The organism is Blautia sp. MSK.20.85 (genome assembly GCF_013317245.1).
Classification (GTDB): domain Bacteria; phylum Bacillota; class Clostridia; order Lachnospirales; family Lachnospiraceae; genus Blautia_A.
On record NZ_JAAIUN010000016.1, the window covers coordinates 26295 to 50643 of the forward strand.

The following is a 24349-nucleotide window of genomic DNA, read 5'->3' on the forward strand; positions in this document are numbered from 1 at the left end:
ATAGTAGCCAGTAACAAAAAAGTTTCATGCCACTTTATTCATGCGCCTATTTTTTGACTCAAACTCCGCTTCGCTTCGTTCGAGTAGCGCAAAATTTATTGCTTTGCAATAAATTTTGCTTAGTTGTTGATAAGCTTATCTTCGCCGTTCCAGCTGTAGAGTTTACGGATCTCCTCGCCGACTTTCTCGGACTGATGCTCAGCAGCTAATTTTCTCATCGCTTTGAAGTGAACCTGTGCACCTGCATCGGACATGTCGAGTAAGAACTCTTTTGCGAATGTACCATCCTGGATATCGGAAAGAATCTTCTTCATCGCTTTCTTTGTATCCTCTGTGATGATCTTCGGTCCTGTGATGTAATCGCCATACTCAGCTGTGTTGGAGATAGAATATCTCATTCCAGCGAATCCAGACTGATAGATCAGGTCAACGATCAGTTTCATCTCATGGATACACTCAAAGTATGCGTTTCTTGGGTCATAACCAGCCTCAACAAGTGTCTCGAAACCAGCCTGCATAAGTGCACAAACACCACCGCAAAGTACAGCCTGCTCACCGAAGAGGTCTGTCTCTGTCTCTACACGGAATGTTGTCTCAAGAAGACCAGCTCTTGCTCCGCCGATACCGAGACCATATGCAAGTGCAAGATCCTGAGCTTTTCCTGTGTAATCCTGCTCTACTGCGATAAGACAAGGTGTTCCTTTTCCAGCCTGATACTCACTTCTTACTGTATGGCCAGGTGCTTTAGGAGCGATCATTGTTACATCAACGTTCTTCGGTGGCTTGATGCATCCGAAATGGATATTGAAACCATGAGCAAACATAAGCATATTGCCTTCTTCAAGATTCGGCTCGATAGACTCTTTGTAAAGTTTAGCCTGTAACTCATCATTGATAAGAATCATGATGATATCTGCCTGTTTGGCAGCCTCTGCTGCTGTATATACCTTAAAGCCCTGCTCCTCGGCTCTTTTCCAAGATTTGCTGCCTTCGTACAGACCAATAATGACGTCACATCCGGAATCTTTTAAGTTCAGAGCATGTGCATGTCCCTGGCTTCCGTATCCAATAATTGCAATTTTTTTACCATCCAGTAAACTTAAATTACAATCTTCCTGATAAAAAATCTTATTAGCCATTTTGCTTTCCTCCTCTGATGTTCATCACATCTTCTTCATAAAAATTATTTATCGTTAAGAGAGTGGCTGCTCTCCTAGCAAACATATGTAAAAAATTTACAGGTAACGGACATCGTCGCTGCCTCGTGACAGACCTGTGATTCCTGTTCTTGCAAGCTCAAGGATCTCATAGTCAGCCATCAGCTCCACAAATGCCTTCAGCTTGTTCTGGCTTCCTGTCATCTCCATGATAAGAGAATCCTTACTCACATCCACTACCTTGGCACGGAAGATATCCGCAATGGAAAGTGCTCCCTGTCTCTGTTCCGGCTTCACAGCGACCTTGACGAGCATCAGCTCACGGGCAACGCTGTCATCCTGCTCAAGGATCTTGACATCCTGCACATCCTCCTGCTTCGCCAGCTGCTTGGTGATCTGCTGGAGCATCTGATCATCTCCCTCACAAACAACTGTCATGCGGGAATATCTCTGATCCGCAGTCACACCTGCGGTAATGCTGTCGATATTATATCCACGGCGGCTGAAAAGACCAGCCACACGGCTAAGGACTCCGGAAGTATTATCCACAAGGATGGATAGTATTCTCTTTTCCATAATACACCTGCTTTCAACACTTTTATGTATAGAAAACCGACTTCGTCAGTTAACGCTTTAATCTAATAAACATTTGCTTTGTTATCATTATAACAACTTCGAAAATTTTGTCAATCAAAATTTCCCGTAAAATTCCTTCAAATTAACAAGAAGTGTTTTTATCCTCAGATCAGATATTTTTTCTTAAGCTCTTCGGATGCTTTTGGTGTCAGATAAAGTTTTCTCCGCAGAAATCTCTCGATTCCTCCGTTTTCTTTTTCAATGACATCAAAAACCGTATTGATGTAAGATTCCTTCACCTGATAAAAAGCTTTCAGATCTGCAAGTTTCCGGCTGTTTTCCGGCCTGTCTGCACGGTAAAGCCTCCGCATGTATTTCAGTTCTTCCTCAAGACATGGATTCGACCGCATGTAATCCCTTCGTATTGTTTCCTTTGGCACTCCCAGTGCGAAGAGCAAAAGTGCCGTCCCGACTCCTGTCCTGTCTTCTCCCGTAGTACTGTGAAAAACAACGGCTCCATTTTTTACGTGAAGCAGTACATCCAGAAAGCGCGCATACTGTTTCAGGGAATATTCATCGGTAATAAGACTTCGATACCGTTCCTGTATATATCGTTCTCCTTCCCCGTAACAGGACATCACACGTTCAAAAAAACTGTTTCCGTTACTCTCCTCATCACGGATTGGAATATGGTAATACTCTACTCCTGCCATAATATCATCCGGTTTTTTCTTTACTTCCGCCGCAGACCGGAAATCGATCACTGTTTTGACATTATATTCTTCTGAAAGAATCCTGGTATCTGCTACGGAAGCATGATAAATCTCACCACTACGCAGAAGTTTTCTGGGAAGAATGTGCAAACCATCTTCGGTCATCAAAGCACCCAGATCTCTCGTATTTGGAAGATTCTGAAGCGGAAGTCTACTTCCTTTTGGAAAACCAACTGCAAGATCCGGATTCAGTACTTTCAGAAGCCGGAGACAGTCCTGTACTTCCTGTTCTGTCATATCAAATTTATAACGCTTCTGACGCCTGGTTATAATTACCAGATAGTTGATGATCAGCTGTTTTTCGCTGGTTTTATCTGCTCCTTCCCGGCGCATATACGCCCAGAGGATATCCTTACACGGAAGACTGTTAAGCATCATATGTCTGGTAAATACAAAAAAGCCGTCTTCGATCCGTATTTTTCCGTATCTCATTTTTTCTTCTCCTTCTCAACCCCTGTGCTGCTTTTTCGCAACACTTTTTATCATATCAGAATTTTACAGTCCCGTATACCTCGTTTGACAATTTTCGAGGATTCGATATAATAAATGAAGATATTTTACCTCAGGGAGGCTTTCTTTTATGGACAATCTTATTTTCTGTCTGAACGTTACCGTGCCTATCTTTCTTACTCTGCTCCTTGGATATTTTTTCCGAAGAATCGGACTTTTTGATGAGGCATTTGTCAACCGTATGAACAAATTCGTATTCGTCATCCCGCTGCCAGTTCTTCTGTTTCAGGATATCGCCAAGATCGATATTTACGAAGCATGGGATTCCAAAATGGTGATCTTCTGTTTTCTGATCACCTCAGTCAGTATCATAATTTCCGTACTCCTGTCCCGCCTCCTCCATCCATCCGATATCCGGGGCGAGTTTATCCAGGCATCCTACCGCAGCAGTGCCGCAATCCTTGGCATCGCTGTTATCCAGAATCTTTACGGAAACGCAGGCATGGCACCGCTGATGATCATTGCAAGTGTACCTCTTTATAATGTGATGGCCGTTGTAGTTCTCTCTGTCTTTAAACCGGATCAGGGAAAGCTGGATGGAACTGTTCTGAAGCGTACTTTAAAAGGCATTGTCACCAATCCCATCATTCTCGGTATTGTTGCCGGTACACTCTGGTCTCTTCTTCGCCTTCCCTTTCCGAAGATCCTGGACTCTACCGTAGGCAATCTTGCCAAAACTGCTACTCCTCTTGGTCTCATGGCCATGGGTGGATCTCTTCATTTTGGGAAAGCTTTTTCCAGGCTCAAAGCATCCGTCGCCTGTACCTTTATGAAACTGATCGGTTATGAAGCTCTTTTTCTGCCCCTTGCCATCCGATGCGGTTTTACAAAGGACAAGCTGGTTTCCATTATCATTATGCTGGGATCTGCCAGCACAGTTACCTGTTTTGTCATGGCGAAAAATATGGGACATGAAGGCTCTTTTTCTTCGGGAGTCGTGCTTCTCACTACATTGTTCAGTGCTTTTACCCTGACATTCTGGCTGTTTCTCTGTAAAAGCCTGGGTCTGATCTGAACACCATCATAATACAAAAATGCTGTGGAAAATGTTTTATGTACATCTCCACAGCATTTTTTATTTTCAGATCAGTTTCAGATATCTCAGCCCATCCCGGATTCCATAATGGAACATATCGGACGTAACATAATCTGCCAGTTCTTTGATCTTCGGGGAAGCATTTCCCATGGCAACTTTTGTTGCAGCGTATTCAAACATGGCAAGGTCATTGTTGCTGTCTCCAAAAACAATGGTATCTTCCCACGGAATATCAAACAGGCGGATCACTGCCGCGATTCCCACCGCCTTATTAAATCCTTTTGGCACAAGTTCAATGGTATTTCCCACAAATGAACTGCTGCCCTCATGACGGATGATATCATAATATTCTGACAAAACGGACAATGCAGCCTCTGCATCACACCCTGCAGTCATTTTTGCGCTGATCTTATTGATCCGCATGCAATCCTCATTTCCACGGATCGGTCTCCATTTATCACCCAGAGATTCCGTGATCAGGCTGGCATACCAGTTCACTTCATCGGTATATTCCTCTTTGTCATAGTACATGAAATCCGCACCTTCCATTACCGGAATCAGGCCGTATTTTCTTAAAACCTCCACGGAAAGTTTTGCAATTTCCGGTGTCATCTCTTTGTTAAAAAGTCTCTTCCCGTCTTTTTCAATGGTGGACCCGCAGGCACTGATCATTCCGGTAAAAGGAATCTGCTCCAGATACCAGGAAACAAAGGCGCGGCTTCTTCCTGTACAGAGCCATGCTTCGTGTCCATTATTTACCAGCGCACGGATGGCTTCAATGGCACTGTCCGGCACACCTTTTTTCATATCGCAGACAGTTCCGTCCGCATCAAAAAATACTGCTTTTCTGCTCATTTTCCTGTCCTCCGATGTCATCTGTAAAATACCTTTGCCGCGCGGATCAGGCTTTCCGTATCTTTCACTCCTGCCGTCTCATAAGCGGAATGCATTGCCAGCTGAGGAAGGCCGATATCTACCGTATTCATGGCTGCCTGGGTGTTTGAAATATTTCCCAAAGTAGATCCACCGGCAATATCAGAGCGGTTTACAAATGTCTGATACGGCACATCCGCTTCTCTGCAGAGCTCCTTGAAAATCGCTGTGGAGATCCCATCCGTACAGTATTTCTGGTTCGCATTATATTTGATCACGATTCCACCATTCATCACCGGACGGTTTACAGGATCTGCCTTGTCTGTATAATTCGGATGAAGCGCATGTGCATTATCCGCAGAGATCATAAAGCTCTCCGCAAGGGCCATCAGATAACTTTCCTGATCTCCGCCAAGGGCCAGATTGATCCGGAACAGCACATCCTTAAGAAATGTGGATGCTGCTCCCTGTTTTGTGGTACTCCCCACCTCTTCGTTATCCAGTACACAGTGGACTGCAATATTTTTCTTTTTATCTGCCTGAAGAAAACCTTCCAGCGAAGCGAAAGCACACTGCAGATCATCCAGCCTTGGACTGGAAACAAACTCATTCCGGGAACCCCAGATCGTTCCGGGCATCCGGTTATAAAGAAACAGATCATGTCCCAGAATATCCTCCGGCCGAACCTCCGCCTCTTCTGCCATCATCCGCATGAAATTTCCTTTTTCACCACTGCCACTGTACAGTGGAAGCATATCTTTCTGAACATTGTAATGATAGCCTCCGTTGATATCCCGGTTCATATGGATGGCAAGGCTTGGGATCATGACCAGATCTCTGTCAATATTCACAAGTTTTTCCAGGATTTTTCCGTTCTTGCGGACGATCATCCTGCCTGCAACAGAAAGGGGACGGTCAAACCAGGTAGACAGGATCATTCCTCCGTACCGCTCCACATTCAGTTTCACGTAAGCTCCGTTTACGGACATCTCAGGATTTTCTTTTATTTTAAAAGACGGAGAATCGCTGTGGCTTGCAATGATATGATATCTTCTGCAGTCATTGACAGGAATGGAAAATCCAATGATGGCGGAATGATTTCTCATGACAAAATATTTTCCGCCTTTTTCCAGGTTCCAGCTTTCCTCCTCTTTCAGTTCTGTAAAGCCCTCCTCCAGAAAACGTTTTCTTGCCTCTTCTGCCGCCTGAAAGGCTGTGGGGCTTTTGCTGATAAATTCCAGCAGTTTCTCTGTTGTCTCTTCGTACATAGTATTTCTCCTCTGTCCGGCCCGTATCACCGGTCCGTTTTGCTATTGCCCATTATACGGCAAATTTTTTTTCAGAGCAATACTTTTACCCAAGCGCCTGAAATATCCAGGATACCACAGGAAGTGTCAGGACTGAACATAACGTAGTAACCACAATTCCTCCCATTGCATAATCTCCATCTGATCCGGAGGCATTTGCCATCATTACCACCGACGACATCACAGGCATGGCAGAAGTCAGCGCCATAGTCATCCGGATATCTGCCGGAATAGGGACAAGCCTCAGCAGGATATAAAAAAGCACTGGAAATCCAATCATTTTTATCAATGTGATCCCATAATAATCCGGCTTCTTAACAAAGCTTAACACATCAATGCAGGCAAAAACACCTCCCAGATACATCATTGCCAGTGGTGTTGCTGTCGCTCCCATCTTCTGAAGTGCCGTATTTAAAACCAGTGGGATCCTGATTCCTGTCAGTACACAGATCATTGCCAGAATAATGGCCACCGTTACAGGATTGATCAGTTTTTTCGGATTAAAAGTTCCGCTTTCTTTTTCTGAGGAAGTCAGTTTTACCCCCAGAGTCCACAACATCAGCTGATCAATAATCGTAAAAACAGCCATATACAGCATTCCTTTTTCCGGATATATGCTGACAACAATAGGAATTCCCATAAATCCCACGTTTCCGAATACAGTCATTGCACGATATAATTGCAGATGTTCTCCATGAAGATGAAATACTTTTCCGGATAAGGTGCCCAGGATCAGCAGACACACATACATCACTACCGCAATTCCGAGGATGGACAATGAGGAAAAAAATGACTTCCGATCCACCCCGTTTACCGTATTGATAAAGATCATCACCGGCAGTGACAGTTTGATCACAACTTTTGAAATGATCTCCAGATTTTCCCGTGTCAGTACTTTTGTGCGGATCAGGATCACGCCTGTGATAATGTAGATCACGAACATTCCGATCTGTTGCAGTAAAACTGTTAATGTGTTCATTTTTTTAGAACCCCTCTCTTAAAAATATGTAGTGTAATCCCTGTTAAAGCAGACATTCACATTCATTTTTGCAATTTACATTCAAAAAAATAATGCACCCGGTTATCATAACCCTGCGATGCATTATTTCCTGTAAGATGTTTTCAAAAACACCCTGCGACTATTTCCTTCATATTATCATATCTGGCATATATTTACAATGCGGTTTCTCCTGATCTGCCATCAGATTTCCGCTTTTTTCCGTACCCACATATACTGTGCGAATTTATCTCCAAGCTTATTCAGGATCATGGTATAGGCTGCCCCGAACACATTGGCCCCGATACGCAACAGCACAGCTGCCGGCATTCCAAACAGTCCTGATGCGATGGACAGCGCTCCAAATGTATTAAATGCCGTCTGCCACGCATAGCCTGCGGAATATCCCACACCGATTCCTCCGATCATTCCGATGTAAGGGTACATGGACTTTGGAAGCACCAGATAAAGCACCACAAACAGCAGGCATCCCACAATGTTGAACATGCCTCTTTTTCCGGCTCTGACTTTACAGTCCTCAGTGAATGGCAGGCACACCGACATGCAGGCAATTCCGGCCCACATTGCTCTTGGAAGTCCAAGAAGTGACATGATCAGCATGGCGCTGGAAACGATCAGTGTCAGCCGCAGGTACCATCTGCCTCTTGCGGAATGCAGGTCAAATTCCCGGAACAGATCCAGAAATGTTCTGCGATACGGACGATTTTTCTGATTCTTATAAAAGATCACCATGCAAAGGAACATTCCCACAAGAAGGCCCTCCACGCGAAGCAGATACGCTTTTCCAGTTACGTCATATCCCATCAGAAGCAGATAACCGAGGACAAATGTGGAATGATTATACATAATTACATTGTGGCATCCCAGGATCATCAGCAAAAGGATACTTACAGCGTTTACAAAAAATGCCGGCACCGGTGAAACCATATTGGACAGTCGCGGTCCTATGATCAAAATACCAAAGATTCCGGCAATGGACAGCAAGCCATGTGTGGTCCGGATCCCGAAATCCGCCTGTCTCAAAACCAGCACTGCCAGAAGTACGGTTACTCCTACAACACTGTTATCATTGCCGGTTATCTTACTGTACAATGTCACAACCGCCACACAAAATGCCATGACAAGATATACTTTAAAATTATAGATCAGAATGTGCCTTCGTTTTTCTTTTTTGTCTGTGGTATTTCGAATCAGCTGTTTTGATCCGGTTGAGCTTAACTGTAGTTCCTGATAAAATGTCATTCTCATCGCTCCTTTTGTAAAACGGACATTCTCATTCCGCTTTATCATATGTTCATAAACGCAATTGTTTTACAACGCATTTAAAGATACAAACAGCCATTATACTTGGTTTATTCAGAAACGTCAAACACTTTTTTCAAATTAACGCAGTTCCGCGATCCTGGTCACTGCCACATAAATTTCCTGAATCTTATACCAGGTTGGATAATCCACCACTCCGGACGTGGGAAGTCCAAATACATTCTGAAATTTTTTCACAGATGCCGCAGTAGCCGGGCCATAAATACCGTCCACAGTTACTGTCGGAATGGCTGGATAGGCCTTTGCTATGGCATTGAGCTGTTCCTGGATCTGCTGTACTTTTTCTCCGGTGACTCCAATAGTCAGGTCATATCCAGGCCAGGATGCGGGAATCCCGGAAACTGCTTCCGCCACATTGATATACATATCGTTTCCATAGAAACTCCGCAGGATCTCAATCGCAGAATATCCCTGGTCTCCCAGCGCCTTGCTTCCCCACTGAGTCATCCATCCCCTATCCCTGCACTGCACCTGACGCCCGTCACAGTACTGGGTCAGGATTGGCTGACGCACATCCGGCCTTGAAAGATAATTTTCAAAAAGTTCGTCTACGATCCGGTCAATACTCTCAAAAATATTCCGGCCATTGATCCATTTGTGGTCGTATGCGGTAGAGGATGTGATGGTATAATCATAGCCTTTGTTCCGGTACCATTCCGTATACACCCGGTTTAATGTAAACGACATGATCGCCAGGACATTTGCGCGTATTGTATCATCCGGCCAGGTAGCGTAGATCTCGCTGCTGGCCACATTTTTGATATAATCTTTGTAACGTACATAATAGTTCTGCGCATTAGTATCTCCTACCGGTCCATCATGGACTACGATATACTCCGGGATCACCACCCGGCTTAAAACAATCTCTCCAGATTCATTTACCGGCTTGATCTCAGCCTCAGGATTTTTGGGCGGATACTCACCAAACAAGGTGTGAGGGCCGATCACAATGCGTTGATAATCCTCTCCTGCGCCTCTCTGTCTCATAAGAGATGCCGGCTGCTGTGCGATCACCTGGGGAAGAACTTCCGTTCCTGCCACTTCTTTTGGTTCAAAACCATCTGCACTGATCTGAACGGTATATTCCGCATAAGGCTGCTCTTCCACCGGCTTCATGCTGTATTCCAGCGGAGGCGCTGCCAGATCCAGCATGGGCGTTTTTCCGGAAGAATCCGTACGGACTTCCTCGATCACATTATCCGGTACTCCCGTATAAGAAATCCGCACTCTGGCATTTTCCACAGGGCGGTTATTAGCTCCGTCCTGCACCGTCACCTGCAGCCGTCCCTGATCCGGGGTATCCTGCTGCATGGAAAGATAAGAATGATTTTTCATAAACAGAGACTCCTTTTTGTGCCTGAAAACACACTGACTCTCTGCCAGTATATGCACAAAATCGAAAAAATGCCATATATCTTACTGTGCTTCCTCCCAGTAATCTTCCGCATCCTGAATATCATCAAATTCATCTGCATGATCATAGTAAAAATCTTCCGGATCATCGTAGTCCTGCACATCATACATATCTTTTCTGGTATTATTCCTGCTGGTATTTCCACTGTAACTATTTTTTCTGGATGCTGTGGACGGAACAAACTCAACTACACTGCTGACCCGTCCGTTTCTGCAGACTGCCATGAATTTTTTTGTTCCGTTGCTGTTATACCACATATATCTGTATTGAATATCCTGTGTCCTTTTTCCCGGTGTATCCCGCCAGTAATGTTCTGTTCTTTTCTCTTTCGCCCTTCCCAGAAGCGTAATATTTATATATTTTTCTTTCATTCCTTTATATGGCTCATCTTTCTTCCTCATTTTTTCCTCTTCTTCTTTTTCTTTCTGTGCCATATATTTTTCATACTGTACTTCTGTATCTTCTTTAACCCTTTTCATTTCTTCTGCATATTTACCACTGTACTTATCCTCTTTCGGAAAATTCCATATGAGTTTATGTAGCTCCTCAATTCCTTCTTCGTTCTGAACAGCTTTGCAAAACTTTGCATACCGGATAATATATTCTGCATCCTCATAATTTCCCGGAAGTTTTTCAAGTAATTCTATCGCTTCATCATATTCACCTGCATCCATGCATTCTCCCGCTTTTTCATAACATACATTATTCTGTTTTTCCTTAAATTCTGCATTTTTTATCTGGATTGCCTCATCCGCTTTTATGATCAGAAAAGGTACCGCCAGAACAACTGCTATCAAAGCCGCCAGTATTAAAATATTCTTTTTCAAATTCCCATATCTCCTTCTCTTTTGCTCTGATATCTTCATTATATAATAAATATCTGCACAGAAAAAGTGCTGTATCATCTTCTCATAGATCATACAGCACTAAATATTTGCCTTATTTTGTCAGATATCAGAAAATCTTCAAAATATCATTATACATAACCACAACCATCAACGCCATCAGAAGCATCAGTCCCGCAAAATGGATCATGCCTTCTACCTGGCGATTTACCGGTTTTCTCCGAACTGCTTCTACCACCAGAAATACCAGCCTTCCCCCATCCAGTGCCGGAAGAGGAAGCAGGTTCATCACTCCCAGGTTGGCCGAAAGCAGAACTGCCATATTCAGCATGTTCATCCAGATCATCAGTGTTCCTTCGCTCTTGGACTGTTCGTAAGTATCACCGATGGCATCCACAACACCAACCGGGCCGCTTAAGTCTTTCATTCCAAGATGACCGGTCACAAGCTCTTTCAGACTTAAGATCGTAGTGCGGATCATGTATTTTACTTCCACCGCACCGTATTTCAGAACATTGAAACCGGAAGTCTTTTCGCTGTATGTGTTATATCCGAAACCGGAAACCGGTGTCCTGTATTCTCTTGGTGTAATCTCCGCCTCATATTCCAGCCCATTTCGTTCATAAGTGATCGTCACAGGTTCATCAGACAGTGGATGCTCCTCGATATATTTTTCATATGCATTTCCATCCGGGACTTCCACACCGTTGATCTTCGTGATCACATCGCCCGCTTCCAGACCTGCTTCTTCCAGTGGCATTCCCTTGATCAGAGATTCCACTGTCATGGAATTTACATCAGAACGGTTGAAACCAAGGAGATACCGTACATTCACATCCGGCTTATAAGAGATCTCCTGTTCTTTTCCATCACGTTTTACCTTCAGATGGATGGTCTCTCCCTCTTTCAGTTCATTGAGATACGAATACACATAGAGATCTTTTCCCAGGTCAATGTGATATCCCTGGTATTCTGTGATCACATCGCCTTCTTTCAGGCCTGCCTTTTCTGCTGCGGAACCTTCTGTTACCTGCAATACAGTTGCAGGATCATAGCCAATACAGCCCACAATGATCACAGACAGGACAAAGGCCAGCAGAAAATTAAATACCGGACCAGCGGCAACCACCGCAATTCTGCCCCACACAGGAGCAGAATTAAAGGTTCCCGGACTGTCATCTTCCGCATCTTCTCCTGCCATGGCACAGGAACCGCCAAGAGGAAGCAGTTTCACAGAATAGCGGGTGCCACCTTTTACCGTACTTATGATCCTCGGACCCATGCCAAGAGAAAATTCCACCACCTCAATGTGGTTCTTTTTTGCCAGGAGAAAATGTCCCAGTTCATGGATCAGTATCACAACGCTGAAAATAATTACAGCAATCACAAATCTCAATTTACCACCTGCTTTCGATCCACTGGTAAGTATCCTGCTCTACAGAAAGGATCTCATCCAGATCCGGATGCGCGATTTTTTTATGTCTTTCCATAGACTGTGCAATAATCTCATAAATATCCAGAAAGCCAATCTTTTCTTCCAGGAATTTCTTTACTGCAAGCTCATTGGCCGCATTAAAGACAGTCGGCATACTTCCCCCTTCCCGGGATGCCTGGATTGCCATAGGAAGTCCGCGGAATGTGTCCATATCCGGAACCTCAAATGTGATCTCACGGAGTTTCGTGAAATCAAGACGGTCTCCATCCAGATAACGTCTGTGTGGATAGTACAGAGCGTACTGGATCGGGAGTCTCATATCCGGAGTTCCAAGCTGTGCCATGATCGCGCCGTCTTTAAATTCCACCATGGAATGAATGATGCTCTGCGGCTGCACCACCACCTGGATATGATCCAGATCCATATCAAACAGCCATCTGGCTTCCATAACTTCCAGGCCCTTGTTTACCAGGGTCGCGGAATCTACGGTGATCTTCCGTCCCATTACCCAGTTTGGATGTTTCAGAGTATCTGCAACCGTGACATTTCGAAGCTCTTCTGTAGTACGTCCGCGGAACGGGCCGCCGGATGCCGTGATCAGAAGTTTATGGATCTCTTTGTTTTCTTCTCCGTGGATAGCCTGGAAAATGGCGCTGTGTTCACTATCTACCGGAAGGATGGATACACCATATTCTCTTGCCATTGGCATGATCAGATGACCTGCCGTGACAAGAGTCTCTTTATTGGCCAGGGCAATATCCTTTCCGGCACGGATTCCCTCCATGGTAGGACGGATCCCGATCATTCCCACGATCGCAGTGACCAGGATATCGGATTCCGGCATGGACGCAAGTTCCAGAAGCCCTTCCATTCCGCTGACTACCTTTGTGTCAGTATCCGCAATACGTGTTTTCAGGTCCCGGGCTGCCTTTTCATCCCAGACCGCTGCCAAAATCGGGTGAAATTCCCGGATCTGCTCTTCCAGTTTCTCCACACTTTTTCCCGCACTGACTGCAACAACACGAAGGTCTTCGTTTTTTCTTGCCACATCCAGTGTCTGGGTTCCTATGGAGCCGGTAGAACCTAAGATTGCAATATTTTTCATTTCAATATCTCCTAAATTCCAAGAATGGTTTTTGCAAGATAGTAAATAACAGGAGCTGTGATGATCACGCTGTCAAAACGGTCCAGGATTCCTCCATGGCCCGGGATCAGCTTACCATAGTCCTTGATGTTCTGATTTCTCTTGATGGCAGATGCTGCCAGATCACCTACCATGGAGATCAGCGCTCCAACTGCACAGATCAGGGCATACTCTGCCATTTTTCCCTGTGTGGCCGCTGCATAGATCACTCCAAGAAGCGCCGCTCCCACAACACCGCCTACTGCTCCCTCGATAGATTTCTTAGGGCTTAAAACCGGAGCCATCTTATGTTTGCCAATGAGCATTCCCACACAGTAGGCACAGGTATCACAACCCCAGGAGCATAAAAATATCAGCCATACCAGGAATTTTCCATCCGGAAGGTTTCTGGTAAGATAGATAAAGGAAAGCATCACCGCAACATACACCATTCCGAAAAATGCTGCCATCACCTGTTCCGCACGGTATTTCGGATAACCGAATACATAAACAAACAGGATCAGGATCATACTGATGATGATCGCCATTGTTCCATAACTTCCAAAATCAAATCTCATGGCAATATAATAAAGCACTGCTCCAAGATATCCCACAAGTTCCAACACGGTAACGTGCTCATCACTTACCTTCATTACCTTGTAAAGCTCTCTCATTCCAATCAGTGAAACAGCCAGAAGTGTAAAAAACAGGATCCAGCTGCCGGAAATAATAGTTGCCAGGGCAATGATGACAAGGATGATACCGCTTATCAGTCTTGTCTTAAACATGATCTACTCCTCCTTGACACCGCCGTAGCGTCTGTCCCTCTGATTATATTTCTCGATGGCCTTGATCAGCTCTTTTTTATTAAAATCCGGCCATGCAACCGGTGTAAAATAAAACTCCGAATAAGCCAGCTGCCAGAGCAGGAAATTGGAAAGGCGCTGCTCTCCGCTCGTACGGATCATCAGATCCGGATCCGGTACACCGGCAGTGTCCAGATAGCTCTCAATAGTCTCTTCTGTAATGCTGTCCGGCTCGACTTTTCCGTCTTTTACATCCTGTGCCATCTTCTGCATACCACGACGGATCTCATCCCGGCTTCCGTAATTTAATGCCAGCTGAAAATAAATTCCGTCAAAATCTTTGGAATATTCCTCAAGTTCCCGGACACTCTGCTGGATATCCGGTGCAAAAGCAGTAATATCTCCGATAACTTTCATCCGCATATTATTTTTCTTGGAAATCTTGATACATTTCTTAAGGTAACTGCGGAACAGTTTCATCAGTGCCTCCACTTCCTCCCTGGAACGTTTCCAGTTTTCTGTGGAAAAAGCGTAAACGGTAAGGTATTTCACTCCCAGGTCTTTAATATCGTAACAGATATTTTCAAGATTGGCACATCCCTTTACATGTCCATAAGTTCTGGGCATTCCACGTTCTTTTGCCCACCGTCCGTTTCCATCCAGAATGATCGCAATATGATTTGGTACGTTCATAAATCTCCTCCATACAGAAAGAGAGCTTCTTCAAAGAAGCCCTCTTTATCCTCGTATCTCTTACAATTATACAGTCAGAATCTCTTTAGACTTGTTCTCAATCGCCTTGTCAACTTCCTTGATGTACTTATCTGTAAGTTTCTGGATCTGATCCTCAAGCTCTTTGATCTCGTCCTCAGAAACATCCTGTTTTGCAAGTTTTTTAAATGCATCGTTGGCATCACGACGGATATTTCTTACCGCAACCTTGGCACCTTCGCCTTTTTTCTTAACGTCTTTTACCAGCTCTTTACGACGCTCCTCGGTAAGCTCCGGGAAAACAAGACGGATCATTTTTCCATCGTTGTTCGGATTTAATCCCAGATCAGAGCAGAGAATTGCTTTCTCGATAGCTTTGATCATGCTGGATTCCCATGGCTGGATCTGGATCATACGTGCCTCCGGCACAGAAATGTTTGCAACCTGCTGGATCGGAGTCGGTGCTCCATAATAATCTACGGTAAGTTTGTCAAGAATATGCGGGTTTGCACGACCGGCTCTGATCGTTGTCAGCTCACTCTCCAAAGCATTCAGTGTTTTTCCCATTTTTGTTTCGTATACCTGAATTCTCTCATCCATTTCACATATCTCCCTGTATGGTTATTTTTTATTATTCCCTTCCGATTACACAGTTACCTTTGTTCCGGAGAACTTACCGTGTACGGTGTTGACGATGCTGTCTTTTTCATCAAGACCGAATACCAGCATCGGCATCTTCTGCTCCATGCACATGATGGAAGCGGTAAGATCCATAGCTGCCAGTTTCTTGGCAACCACTTCATCAATGGAAATCTCATCATACTTCTTGGCATCCGGATTTACCTTCGGATCGCTGTCATAAATTCCATCAACAGCCTTTGCAAGAAGAATGGCATCTGCACCGATCTCAACGGCACGAAGTACTGTAGCTGTATCTGTAGAAAAATACGGATGACCGGTACCACCTGCAAAGAATACAACTTTCCCTTCTGCGAAGCTTTCTTCTACAGCATCTTTGGAATAAAGAGTGGTAAATGCACCACATACAAACGGGGTAAACACCTCTGTCTTAAGTCCCACATATCTGCAAATGTCAGACACATAGATACAGTTCATGATAGTAGCAAGCATACCGATCTGATCCGCCTTGCTTCTGTCCATGGCTCCGCTGGTACGTCCTCTCCAGAAGTTTCCACCTCCGATCACGATACCAACCTGAAGTCCTTCATCCACGATCGTCTTGATCTGTTTGGCAACCTCTGTAACAGTTGCTTCATCAAAACCTCTCTTCTGCTCTCCTGCAAGAGCCTCTCCGCTTAATTTCAGTAACACTCTTTTCATATGTTTATTCTCCTTTACCATACGCCGGATACAACTTCATTGCCGTCATCGTCAAAAGTTGTGGATACCGTAAACGTATCATAATAATAATAACCTGTCTTACCGGACTCCGGCTCGTCCTCATAATCACTGCCATTTGGGCTGCCGCATGCATTCTCAAGTTCAGACATGGACCGACCGATATAGCCAGCAGCTACCGAAGCCGGATCATCATCACTGGATGGAGTTTCTGTTGGATTCGGAGTTTCTGAAGATGAATCCGATCCTGAATCCGATGAAGATGAAGAATCACTGCCGTTACCGGAATCACTGCTGTCTGAATTATCTCCACTGTTATCCGTAGAAGAAGATGTGGAATCTGTACTGCTGGAATCTGTACTATCCGTGCTGTCAGTACTGTCTGTAGAATCCGTGCTGTCGCTGGAATCGCTCTCTTCACTGTCATCTTCAATACCAAGTCTTGCCTTTACATCTTTCAACGTAGAAACCTCCTTGGTGCTTCCACTTGTCAGATATGTAGCATATGGGATTCCATCTTCGCCTTCACCATCCATGCACAGATTCAGCTGTGAAATTGTCAGAAGCGGCAGCTGACGGAAAAAGCAATCATTCTGATCTTCGTCCGAAAATGTCACACGCACATCAAAGCTTGTAACTGCATTACCATCGTCATCTTTCTGGCTCTTTTCCATATAATAAACAGCCTTGTCATTGGAAGCCAGTGTAAACTTACCATTTACAAGATCACTGCCCCATGTCTCATCACTGTCATCTCCGTCATCTCTCGTAGGGCGGACATAAATCGCAGAGATTGTAGAATCTATTTTATTTGTGAACACAATACTTGTGGTTGTCTCGCTCTTGGTTCCCATCACATTCTTGATATTTGCTGTATCGTCTGTAGATGTCTGCATTTCTACCACATCAGACTTCGCTGCTTCTGTCACAGTCGGTGTCACCGTTGCTTCCACTTTCTGCTCAGGTGCCACAGAACTCTTCTTACCGCATCCGGCCGCAAGCATACTTGCCGCAAGAATTCCTGCAAGAATCAAATAACGTTTTTTCATTATATCTCCTCCATATAAAATGGTTCTATTTGCTGTCAGCTTACCTCTTTCTATTATTACAGAGTATCACTTTCTTGTCAACCTGACCGGTTTGAATTTCACAGAATCTTTAGATTTTTCAGACTATGTCAAAAATTAAAACATCTGCGGTCAGAAGCCGTTTTCTCTTCTTTTTTTCCGCATGTCGCGGCGCATTTTTGCAGCTTCATTCCGGGCTTTTTCTGCTTCTGTGGTAATGATCAGTTCAGGTACCTGGATCGGCTTCTGATTTTCATCTACAGCTACCATTACAAAGAATGCCCGGTTTACAGTACGGCGCATACCATCCGGCTGCTCCACATACGTATCGATCTCGACTTCCATGGAGGTTCTTCCAACATCCGTCACATATCCCTTAAGTACTACGATCTCACCCTCATAGATCGCATGCTTGAACTGAAGATTGTCCACCGCGGCAGTTACCACACGATAGGTTTCCGCATGCCGCATGGCCACCACACCGGCAACCTCATCCAGCCACTGCATCAGCGCTCCGCCAAAAAGCCTTCCGCCTCCGTTCAGATGCTGCTGCATGATCAGATGAACCTGTTCTGTCATGGATGCTTCCACCGTTTTTTTACGTCTTTCCTGTACCTCTGCCATTTTTCATTCCCCACTTTTTATCATATTTTTTTCCAGCAGAAACCGGTCGGTTAATAAAGATTTTTCACTTTAAAGTCTCTCTCTGCTTCTCTTCTCTGATCTTTCTTGGCAATATCCTGGCGCTTATCATAAAGCTTTTTACCACGTGCCATGCCGATCTCTATTTTTACCAGACTGTCCTTGAAATAAACCTTCAGAGGTACCAGGGTCAGTCCTTTTTCCTTTAATTTGGCTTCGATCTTATTGATCTCGTAACGGTGCAGAAGCAGTTTCCGCACACGAAGGGGATCTTTGTTAAAAATATTTCCTTTTTCATAAGGAGTGATATGCATTCCATATACATAAACCTCCCCGTTTTCCACCCGGACAAAAGCCTCCTTGATGCTGCATTTGCCGGAACGTAAAGATTTTACCTCGGTTCCCGCCAGTGCGATCCCGGCCTCATAGGTGTCCTCGATAAAATAGTCATGAAAAGCCTTTTTATTATTTGCGATCAGTTTCATTCCTGTTTTTTTTGCCATTTCGCGCTCCTTCAGTCTTCTTCGGCCAGAACAAAATCCACGGTTTTCAGCATTTTATCCGCATCTGCCACACGGACACGGACTTTCTGCCCAAGGCGGAAAATCTTTCCTGTCATGTCTCCCCGCAGTTCATATGCATCCTGGTCAAATACATAATAATCATCCCGTAATGTGTTGATATGGATCAGTCCTTCCACAGTATTTGGAAGTTCCACATAAAGGCCCCATCCTGTAACACCGGAGATAATTCCCTCATACTCCTCGCCCAGATGATAGGACATATACTCTGCTTTCTTCAGCTTGTCAGATTCTCTTTCCGCCTCATCTGCCCGCCGTTCACACACACTGGACTGGCGTGCCACTTCATCCAGGATCTCCTTGTAATGCTCGGTACGTCCTTCTCTTACCAGTCTGCCTCTCAGGCGGTCATGAATGATCCTGTGGATCTGAAGATCCGGATATCTTCGGATCGGAGAAGTAAAATGGCAGTAATATTTCGCCGCAAGGCCAAAATGTCCGCTGCATTCGGTGGTATATTTCGCCTGTTTCATGGTACGCAGTGTCAGACGGCTGATCTGTGCCTCATTTGGCATTCCCTCGATGCTTTCCAGGATCTCCTGGATCTCACCTGGTGTGATCTCCTGCCCGGATTTCTGTATATTAACTCCTTCATTATGAAGAAGCATCAGAAGACTTTCGATCTTTTCCGGATCCGGGTTCTCATGAGTTCTGTATACAAACGGATAATCTCCGGTACAGTATTCCTGCGCCACGGTTTCATTGGCAAGAAGCATAAAATCCTCAATGATCCTGGTTGCCACATTGGCTTCATATGGCTGTACGTCAATAGCTTTCCCTGCAGCATTGAGAATGATCTTGCTTTCCGGAAAGTCAAAATCAATGGAACCTCTTGTATGACGGCGGCTGCGTAAGATCCCGGAAAGTTCCTTCATCAGAAAGAACATGGGAATCAGGGATTCATAACGTTTCTTCGCCACATCGTCAGTATCTTCCAGAATATTTTTCACATCGGTGTAGCACATACGCTCATCTACGCGGATCACCGTTTCCGCGATCTTATGTGAAATTACCTTACCTTTTTCATTGACATCCATCAGGCAGCTTAAAGTAAGACGATCCTGTCCCTGGTTCAGAGAACAGATTCCATTGGAAAGTCTCTCTGGCAGCATAGGGATCACACGGTCTGCAAGGTAGACAGACGTTCCACGTTTCAGTGCTTCCCGATCAAGGGCACTGCCACCCTGAACATAATTACTGACATCGGCAATGTGTACGCCAAGATGATAAATCCCGTCTTCTTTTGTAAGTGAAATGGCATCGTCCAGATCCTTTGCATCCTCGCCGTCAATGGTAACCGTAACAAGATCCCGAAGATCCAGCCTTCCGTCCATATCTGCTTCCTGCACATGATCCGGGACACGGTCTGCCTGACGGAGTACCTTATCCGGAAATACACTTGGAATGTTAAAACTCTTCACAATAGCAAGGATATCTGTTCCCGGTGAACGTAAATTTCCCAGCACTTCTGTGATCTTTCCTTCCGGCTTCCGGTTTCTGGAACCATAGTCCACGATTTCCGCAACTACCTTATCGCCATCTTTTGCCCCCATGGAATTTTTCCTGGTAATAAAGATATCTTTGGAAAATTTGGGGTTATCACTGATCACAAAGCCGTAATCACGGCTGCTCTGGTATGTTCCAACAATCGAAGGCATTCCCCTCTCCAGAACCTTCAGAACAACGCCTTCCGGACGCTTGCCCTCTTTATGGTCATTCCGTACAAGGATCTGTACCTTATCCTGATGCATGGCACTTCCCGTGTCATTTTCCGGAATAAAAATATCCTGTTCCTGGTCTTCCACTTCCACGAATCCAAAACCCTTGTAATGGCCGATGAACGTTCCTTCCATGATAGTTCCGTCCTTCTCGGAAAAATGACGTTCCTCATTCTCATGTTCCTTACGTTCTCTTCCCTTACGGCCACGCTCCTGCTTCTCTGCCTTCAGATCATCTTTTTTCTTCCGTCTGTCTCGGCGCTTGCCGGAAACCTTGCTGTATCTTCCTTTATTATCCACTTCCGCCTTTCCCTGGGCACAAAGCTCGTCCAGCACATCAAAAAGCTCTTTTTTCTCACTCTTATCCAGCTGGAGGAGAGATGCTATCTCCCGCAGCCGCATAGGTTTATACAGCGGATCTCCCAGAAGCTCCATTATAAACTTTTTTCTTTTTTCAAAATTTTTCGATCTTTTCACATTTTCTCCTGTTTCTATTTCATTTTTACCCTGTTATCATTCCAGAGGAAGTCTCACCCGTGACCCTGTATCAACGCAAAAACACTCCTGCTGATTAACAAAAGAAGTCTCCATCCGAGGTTCTTCTGCATGCTAACGCAGCAAGAGTGTTCCCAACTTCTGTTCTGCTCCTGGCAGATCAGATAATGTTCAGTACGATTGACAGTACAAAGAAAATAACTCCCATGATAATGGTACCTCTTACGAGACCACCTTCCATGGAACGGCCCTTATTCTTACCCCAGTAAGTATCAGCTACTCCGGCGATAGAGCCAAGACCCTGCTGCTTGCCCTCCTGCATCAGTACGACAACAGTCAGAGCGATACAATCTATTGCATAAATTACAGTCAGAATAATCTTCAAAATGTTCACGCGGTTACACCTCCTAATCAACTAGAGGTTATTTTACCATAGCTAAACCGGGATTTCAACCATTTTCCGTTTATTTTATGCAGGGCTTTTTCTGAGATCTTTTTGCAAAAGGATCGGCATATCTTCCAAGGGTCCCAAGCTGTTCATGGATCCGCAGAAGCTGATTATACTTGGCATTCCGGTCCGAACGGCAGGGCGCACCTGTTTTGATCTGTCCGGCTCCGCAAGCTACCGCCAGATCTGCGATAAAGGAATCCTCGGTCTCGCCGGATCTGTGGGAGATCACCGCGCGATATCCCGCGTGCTGGGCCATCTCCACTGCATCCAGGGTTTCCGTGAGGGTTCCGATCTGATTTACCTTGATGAGGATGGCATTGGCGACTTCAAGCTGAATACCGCAGCGCAGACGTTTGATATTGGTGACAAACAGATCATCTCCCACAAGCTGGACCTTTTTTCCCAGATGTTCCGTCAGGTATTTCCAGCCTTCCCAGTCATCCTCCCAGAGCCCATCCTCAATGGAAACAATGGGAAATTTTCCCACCAGTTTCTCGTAGTACTCTGTCATCTCCCTGGCATCCCGGTAGATCTTTTCCCCTTTCATGCGGCTCTCCCCTGGGAAAAAGTACACGCCTTTTTCCTCATCATAAAGTTCACTGGAGGCTGCATCGATGGCAATAGTGATCTCTTCACCAGGTTTGTATCCTGCTTTTTCCACTGCATGGACGATCAGGGTCAGCACTTCCTCTGAATCCGGAAGATCCGGGGCAAAGCCTCCTTCATCACCAACTGCTGTGGAAAGTCCTTTTTCCCGGAGAAGGAGCTTTAAGTGCTGGTAAACTTCCGCACACATACGGATACCTTTTTCCAGACACCCTGCCCCGGTTGGCATGATCATAAATTCCTGAAGATCTACGGTGTTGTCCGCATGCTTTCCCCCATTTAAAATATTCATCATCGGCACCGGAAGCTGCATGGTATGACAACCTCCAAGGTACTGATAAAGAGGAAGCCGGAGTGCACCGGCTGCAGCACGGGCCGTTGCCAGGGATACTGCCAGTGTGGCATTGGCTCCTGCACTGCTTTTGTTTTCCGTTCCGTCCGTTTCGATCAGAAGATGATCGATCCATGCCTGGTTCAGGGCATTTTCTCCGATGATGGCATCCGCCAGACGGGTATTGATGTTCTCCACCGCTTTTTTCACACTCTGGCCCAGATATTCCTCACGGTTTCCGTCCCGCAGCTCCACAGCCTCAAATTTCCCCGTGGATGCTCCGGACGGCACCATGGCTCTTCCCGTAAATCCGTTGATTCCTATGATTCCTTCTCCTACTGTTACTTCCGCTTCCACCGTAGGATTTCCCCTGGAATCCAGGACCTGTCTTGCGTGAACTTTTCGAACAGGCAGATAACGTAGCATAAGTTTTCCCTCCTTGAAAATAATAATACTGTTTATGATCTCCTGCGCTTTTTTGTTCTCTTCTTATGTTCATAAGGGTAGCTTGTCCGAAAAGGTTTTGGTCTATACGTATTCTCCGGCGTCAATATTATCTGAATATTTTAGATATTTTATTTTAGTTATTCTTCTCTTTTAATTTATTTTTATTATTTTTCAAATTTAGTGTTGACAATATCGTTTTTATCTGTTATAGTATAACCATCAAATAAAACAAACGGAAAACAAAAAAACAAATCAAAAAGGAGCGTGAACCCACCGAAAACATAACTTACTTCCCATAATCTAAGAAAGAGAGGTACAGTCCACCAGAAGATTTAAAGATTTCCCATCATAATTAAAACAAGGAGGTACGGACCACCGAGAACGTAAATTTTAATTCCGTATAAGTTTTAAATCTAAGAAATGAGAGGTATATTCCATTGGATAATGAAAATTGAAAGAGTCATCGGCAGAAGAAATGAATCGCTGATGACTCTTATTTTTTGCCTATTTTTGTCCTGTCTCTCCTGAATATCCTACTTTTTTACAGTCTGCATGACTACATATTTTTCTCTGGTTGACCATCCCATTTTTATAAAGATCATTCCATCACAAAACTTTTCCGCTAAATGTACATTTATGTACTCATCCATCATATTTTGCTGAACATAGTCTCATTATCATCTATATTCATATCTTCCTCTGTACGTTCATAAGCATATTAATAACTCCATTTTCTCCGAGGTTACCATGAAACGAAAACATATCTACCGTCTTATCTTTTGCTTTGTCATGGCTTTTGCTTTTGGCAGTCTTGTGGGAAAGATCTCTTCCCATTTTTCTTCCGGATCACGATCCGACCAGAATTTTATGAAAAAAAGCCAGCCCTCTTCTGCCTCTTTGTCCTCTCAGAGTGAAAACTGGGGGCTTGGTTTTCAGGAGAAGGGCACACGGCCTACAGGAAATGCTTCCATAGAGGAACTGAAAAAATACAATGCCTGGTACGCAGATGATACTGATGAGAAAAAAATATATCTCACTTTCGACGCAGGCTATGATAATGGAAACACACCTGCCATTCTGGATGCCTTACATAAACATCACGTACATGCCACATTTTTTGTTGTGGGAACTCTGATCCGGGAAAAACCGGAACTGATCCGGGAAATTGTGGATGCAGGCCATACCGTTGGCAATCACACCATGACCCACCCGGATATGTCCGGCATCTCCACAAAAGAGGCTTTTCAGAAACAGCTGGAAGATGTGGAGGCTCTTTATAAAGAAGCAACTGGAAAAGAAATGACAAAATTTTACCGTCCGCCACAGGGGATCTACAGTACAGAAAACCTCCAGATGGCAAAAGATCTGGGATATCACACGTTTTTCTGGAGCCTGGCTTATGTGGACTGGTATCAGGATAAACAGCCCTCAAAAGAAGAAGCCTTTGAAAAACTTCTGGGGCGGATCCATCCGGGCGCTATTGTACTGCTGCACAGCACTTCCTCTACAAACGCTTCCATCCTGGATGAACTGCTGACGAAATGGGAAGAGATGGGATACACTTTCGGAACGTTGGAAGAACTTGTAGAAGCCGCCTGAAAAAAATCGCACATACCCTGTGCATCCTCAGTACCACAAGCACTGATCTTCCAGCTTCTGGATCTTCCAGATAAACGTATAAAAAATCTGCCCCGGAACTATATTCTCATACGTCCCGGAGCAGATTTTTCTGTGCTATTGATTTA

The 24349-nt window shown here is 44.7% G+C and carries 23 protein-coding genes; 2 read left to right on the forward strand and 21 right to left on the reverse strand.

Features of this window, described 5'->3' with window-relative positions; genetic code table 11:
- Window positions 1–119: 119 nt before the first annotated feature.
- From ilvC to G5B12_RS10170, 3 genes are all read right to left on the reverse strand, one after another.
- On the reverse strand, window positions 120–1139 hold the full coding sequence (gene ilvC / locus G5B12_RS10160; RefSeq protein WP_021976298.1) for a ketol-acid reductoisomerase: 1020 nt from the start codon (window positions 1137–1139) through the stop codon (window positions 120–122).
- A 96-nt stretch (window positions 1140–1235) separates the two neighbouring features.
- Entirely contained in the window at window positions 1236–1733 is a 498-nt protein-coding gene (gene ilvN, locus G5B12_RS10165) for an acetolactate synthase small subunit (RefSeq protein WP_021976297.1), read from the reverse strand.
- 164 nt (window positions 1734–1897) lie between these two features.
- Entirely contained in the window at window positions 1898–2938 is a 1041-nt protein-coding gene (locus G5B12_RS10170) for a tyrosine-protein phosphatase (RefSeq protein ID WP_174088145.1), read from the reverse strand.
- Between the two features lie 148 nt (window positions 2939–3086).
- On the opposite strand from G5B12_RS10170, the gene G5B12_RS10175 reads away from it, so the two are divergent.
- On the forward strand, window positions 3087–4031 hold the full coding sequence (locus G5B12_RS10175; protein WP_021976295.1) for an AEC family transporter: 945 nt from the start codon (window positions 3087–3089) through the stop codon (window positions 4029–4031).
- Between the two features lie 66 nt (window positions 4032–4097).
- On the opposite strand, the gene G5B12_RS10180 is transcribed toward G5B12_RS10175, so the two are convergent.
- The 18 genes from G5B12_RS10180 to eno all read right to left on the reverse strand — a co-directional run bounded on the left by G5B12_RS10180 (window position 4098) and on the right by eno (window position 22583).
- Window positions 4098–4907 carry a Cof-type HAD-IIB family hydrolase gene (locus tag G5B12_RS10180; RefSeq protein WP_021976294.1) on the reverse strand — a complete coding sequence of 270 codons (810 nt, stop codon included), beginning with the start codon at window positions 4905–4907 and terminating at the stop codon, window positions 4098–4100.
- A gap of 17 nt (window positions 4908–4924) precedes the next feature.
- Window positions 4925–6193 (reverse strand): M18 family aminopeptidase, encoded by a 1269-nt coding sequence (locus tag G5B12_RS10185; protein ID WP_021976293.1) that lies wholly within the window; start codon window positions 6191–6193, stop codon window positions 4925–4927.
- An 85-nt stretch (window positions 6194–6278) separates the two neighbouring features.
- Window positions 6279–7211, reverse strand: coding sequence for an AEC family transporter (locus tag G5B12_RS10190; protein ID WP_174088147.1), 933 nt, complete (start codon window positions 7209–7211; stop codon window positions 6279–6281).
- A 222-nt stretch (window positions 7212–7433) separates the two neighbouring features.
- A complete protein-coding gene (locus G5B12_RS10195) occupies window positions 7434–8492 on the reverse strand; it encodes an FUSC family protein (RefSeq protein WP_021976291.1) in 1059 nt (352 codons plus the stop codon).
- 141 nt (window positions 8493–8633) lie between these two features.
- Window positions 8634–9908: a peptidoglycan-binding protein gene (locus G5B12_RS10200; protein ID WP_021976290.1), complete on the reverse strand. Its 1275-nt coding sequence runs from the start codon at window positions 9906–9908 to the stop codon at window positions 8634–8636.
- Window positions 9909–9989: 81 nt separating this feature from the next.
- Window positions 9990–10814, reverse strand: coding sequence for a hypothetical protein (locus tag G5B12_RS10205; protein ID WP_021976289.1), 825 nt, complete (start codon window positions 10812–10814; stop codon window positions 9990–9992).
- Between the two features lie 127 nt (window positions 10815–10941).
- Window positions 10942–12219, reverse strand: a complete 1278-nt coding sequence (gene rseP, locus G5B12_RS10210; protein ID WP_330384698.1) for an RIP metalloprotease RseP — start codon at window positions 12217–12219, stop codon at window positions 10942–10944.
- A 10-nt stretch (window positions 12220–12229) separates the two neighbouring features.
- Entirely contained in the window at window positions 12230–13372 is a 1143-nt protein-coding gene (gene dxr / locus G5B12_RS10215) for a 1-deoxy-D-xylulose-5-phosphate reductoisomerase (RefSeq protein WP_021976287.1), read from the reverse strand.
- An 11-nt stretch (window positions 13373–13383) separates the two neighbouring features.
- Window positions 13384–14178 carry a phosphatidate cytidylyltransferase gene (locus G5B12_RS10220; protein ID WP_118064215.1) on the reverse strand — a complete coding sequence of 265 codons (795 nt, stop codon included), beginning with the start codon at window positions 14176–14178 and terminating at the stop codon, window positions 13384–13386.
- Between the two features lie 3 nt (window positions 14179–14181).
- Complete coding sequence (locus tag G5B12_RS10225; RefSeq protein ID WP_021976285.1) at window positions 14182–14889, reverse strand: isoprenyl transferase; 708 nt, start codon at window positions 14887–14889, stop codon at window positions 14182–14184.
- Window positions 14890–14955: 66 nt separating this feature from the next.
- Window positions 14956–15507, reverse strand: coding sequence for a ribosome recycling factor (frr, locus tag G5B12_RS10230; protein WP_021976284.1), 552 nt, complete (start codon window positions 15505–15507; stop codon window positions 14956–14958).
- Between the two features lie 45 nt (window positions 15508–15552).
- A complete protein-coding gene (gene pyrH / locus G5B12_RS10235) occupies window positions 15553–16248 on the reverse strand; it encodes a UMP kinase (RefSeq protein WP_021976283.1) in 696 nt (231 codons plus the stop codon).
- A gap of 14 nt (window positions 16249–16262) precedes the next feature.
- Window positions 16263–17315, reverse strand: coding sequence for a hypothetical protein (locus G5B12_RS10240; RefSeq protein WP_174088149.1), 1053 nt, complete (start codon window positions 17313–17315; stop codon window positions 16263–16265).
- Between the two features lie 150 nt (window positions 17316–17465).
- Window positions 17466–17957 (reverse strand): acyl-CoA thioesterase, encoded by a 492-nt coding sequence (locus tag G5B12_RS10245; RefSeq protein WP_021976281.1) that lies wholly within the window; start codon window positions 17955–17957, stop codon window positions 17466–17468.
- Window positions 17958–18007: 50 nt separating this feature from the next.
- Entirely contained in the window at window positions 18008–18478 is a 471-nt protein-coding gene (smpB, locus tag G5B12_RS10250) for an SsrA-binding protein SmpB (protein WP_021652954.1), read from the reverse strand.
- A gap of 11 nt (window positions 18479–18489) precedes the next feature.
- Window positions 18490–20751: a ribonuclease R gene (gene rnr, locus G5B12_RS10255; RefSeq protein WP_174088151.1), complete on the reverse strand. Its 2262-nt coding sequence runs from the start codon at window positions 20749–20751 to the stop codon at window positions 18490–18492.
- Between the two features lie 178 nt (window positions 20752–20929).
- Complete coding sequence (gene secG / locus G5B12_RS10260; protein WP_021652956.1) at window positions 20930–21163, reverse strand: preprotein translocase subunit SecG; 234 nt, start codon at window positions 21161–21163, stop codon at window positions 20930–20932.
- A 70-nt stretch (window positions 21164–21233) separates the two neighbouring features.
- Window positions 21234–22583, reverse strand: a complete 1350-nt coding sequence (gene eno, locus G5B12_RS10265; RefSeq protein ID WP_021976278.1) for a phosphopyruvate hydratase — start codon at window positions 22581–22583, stop codon at window positions 21234–21236.
- A 768-nt stretch (window positions 22584–23351) separates the two neighbouring features.
- Here eno and G5B12_RS10270 point away from each other — a divergent pair.
- Window positions 23352–24203: a polysaccharide deacetylase family protein gene (locus G5B12_RS10270; RefSeq protein ID WP_021976277.1), complete on the forward strand. Its 852-nt coding sequence runs from the start codon at window positions 23352–23354 to the stop codon at window positions 24201–24203.
- Window positions 24204–24349 lie beyond the last annotated feature (146 nt).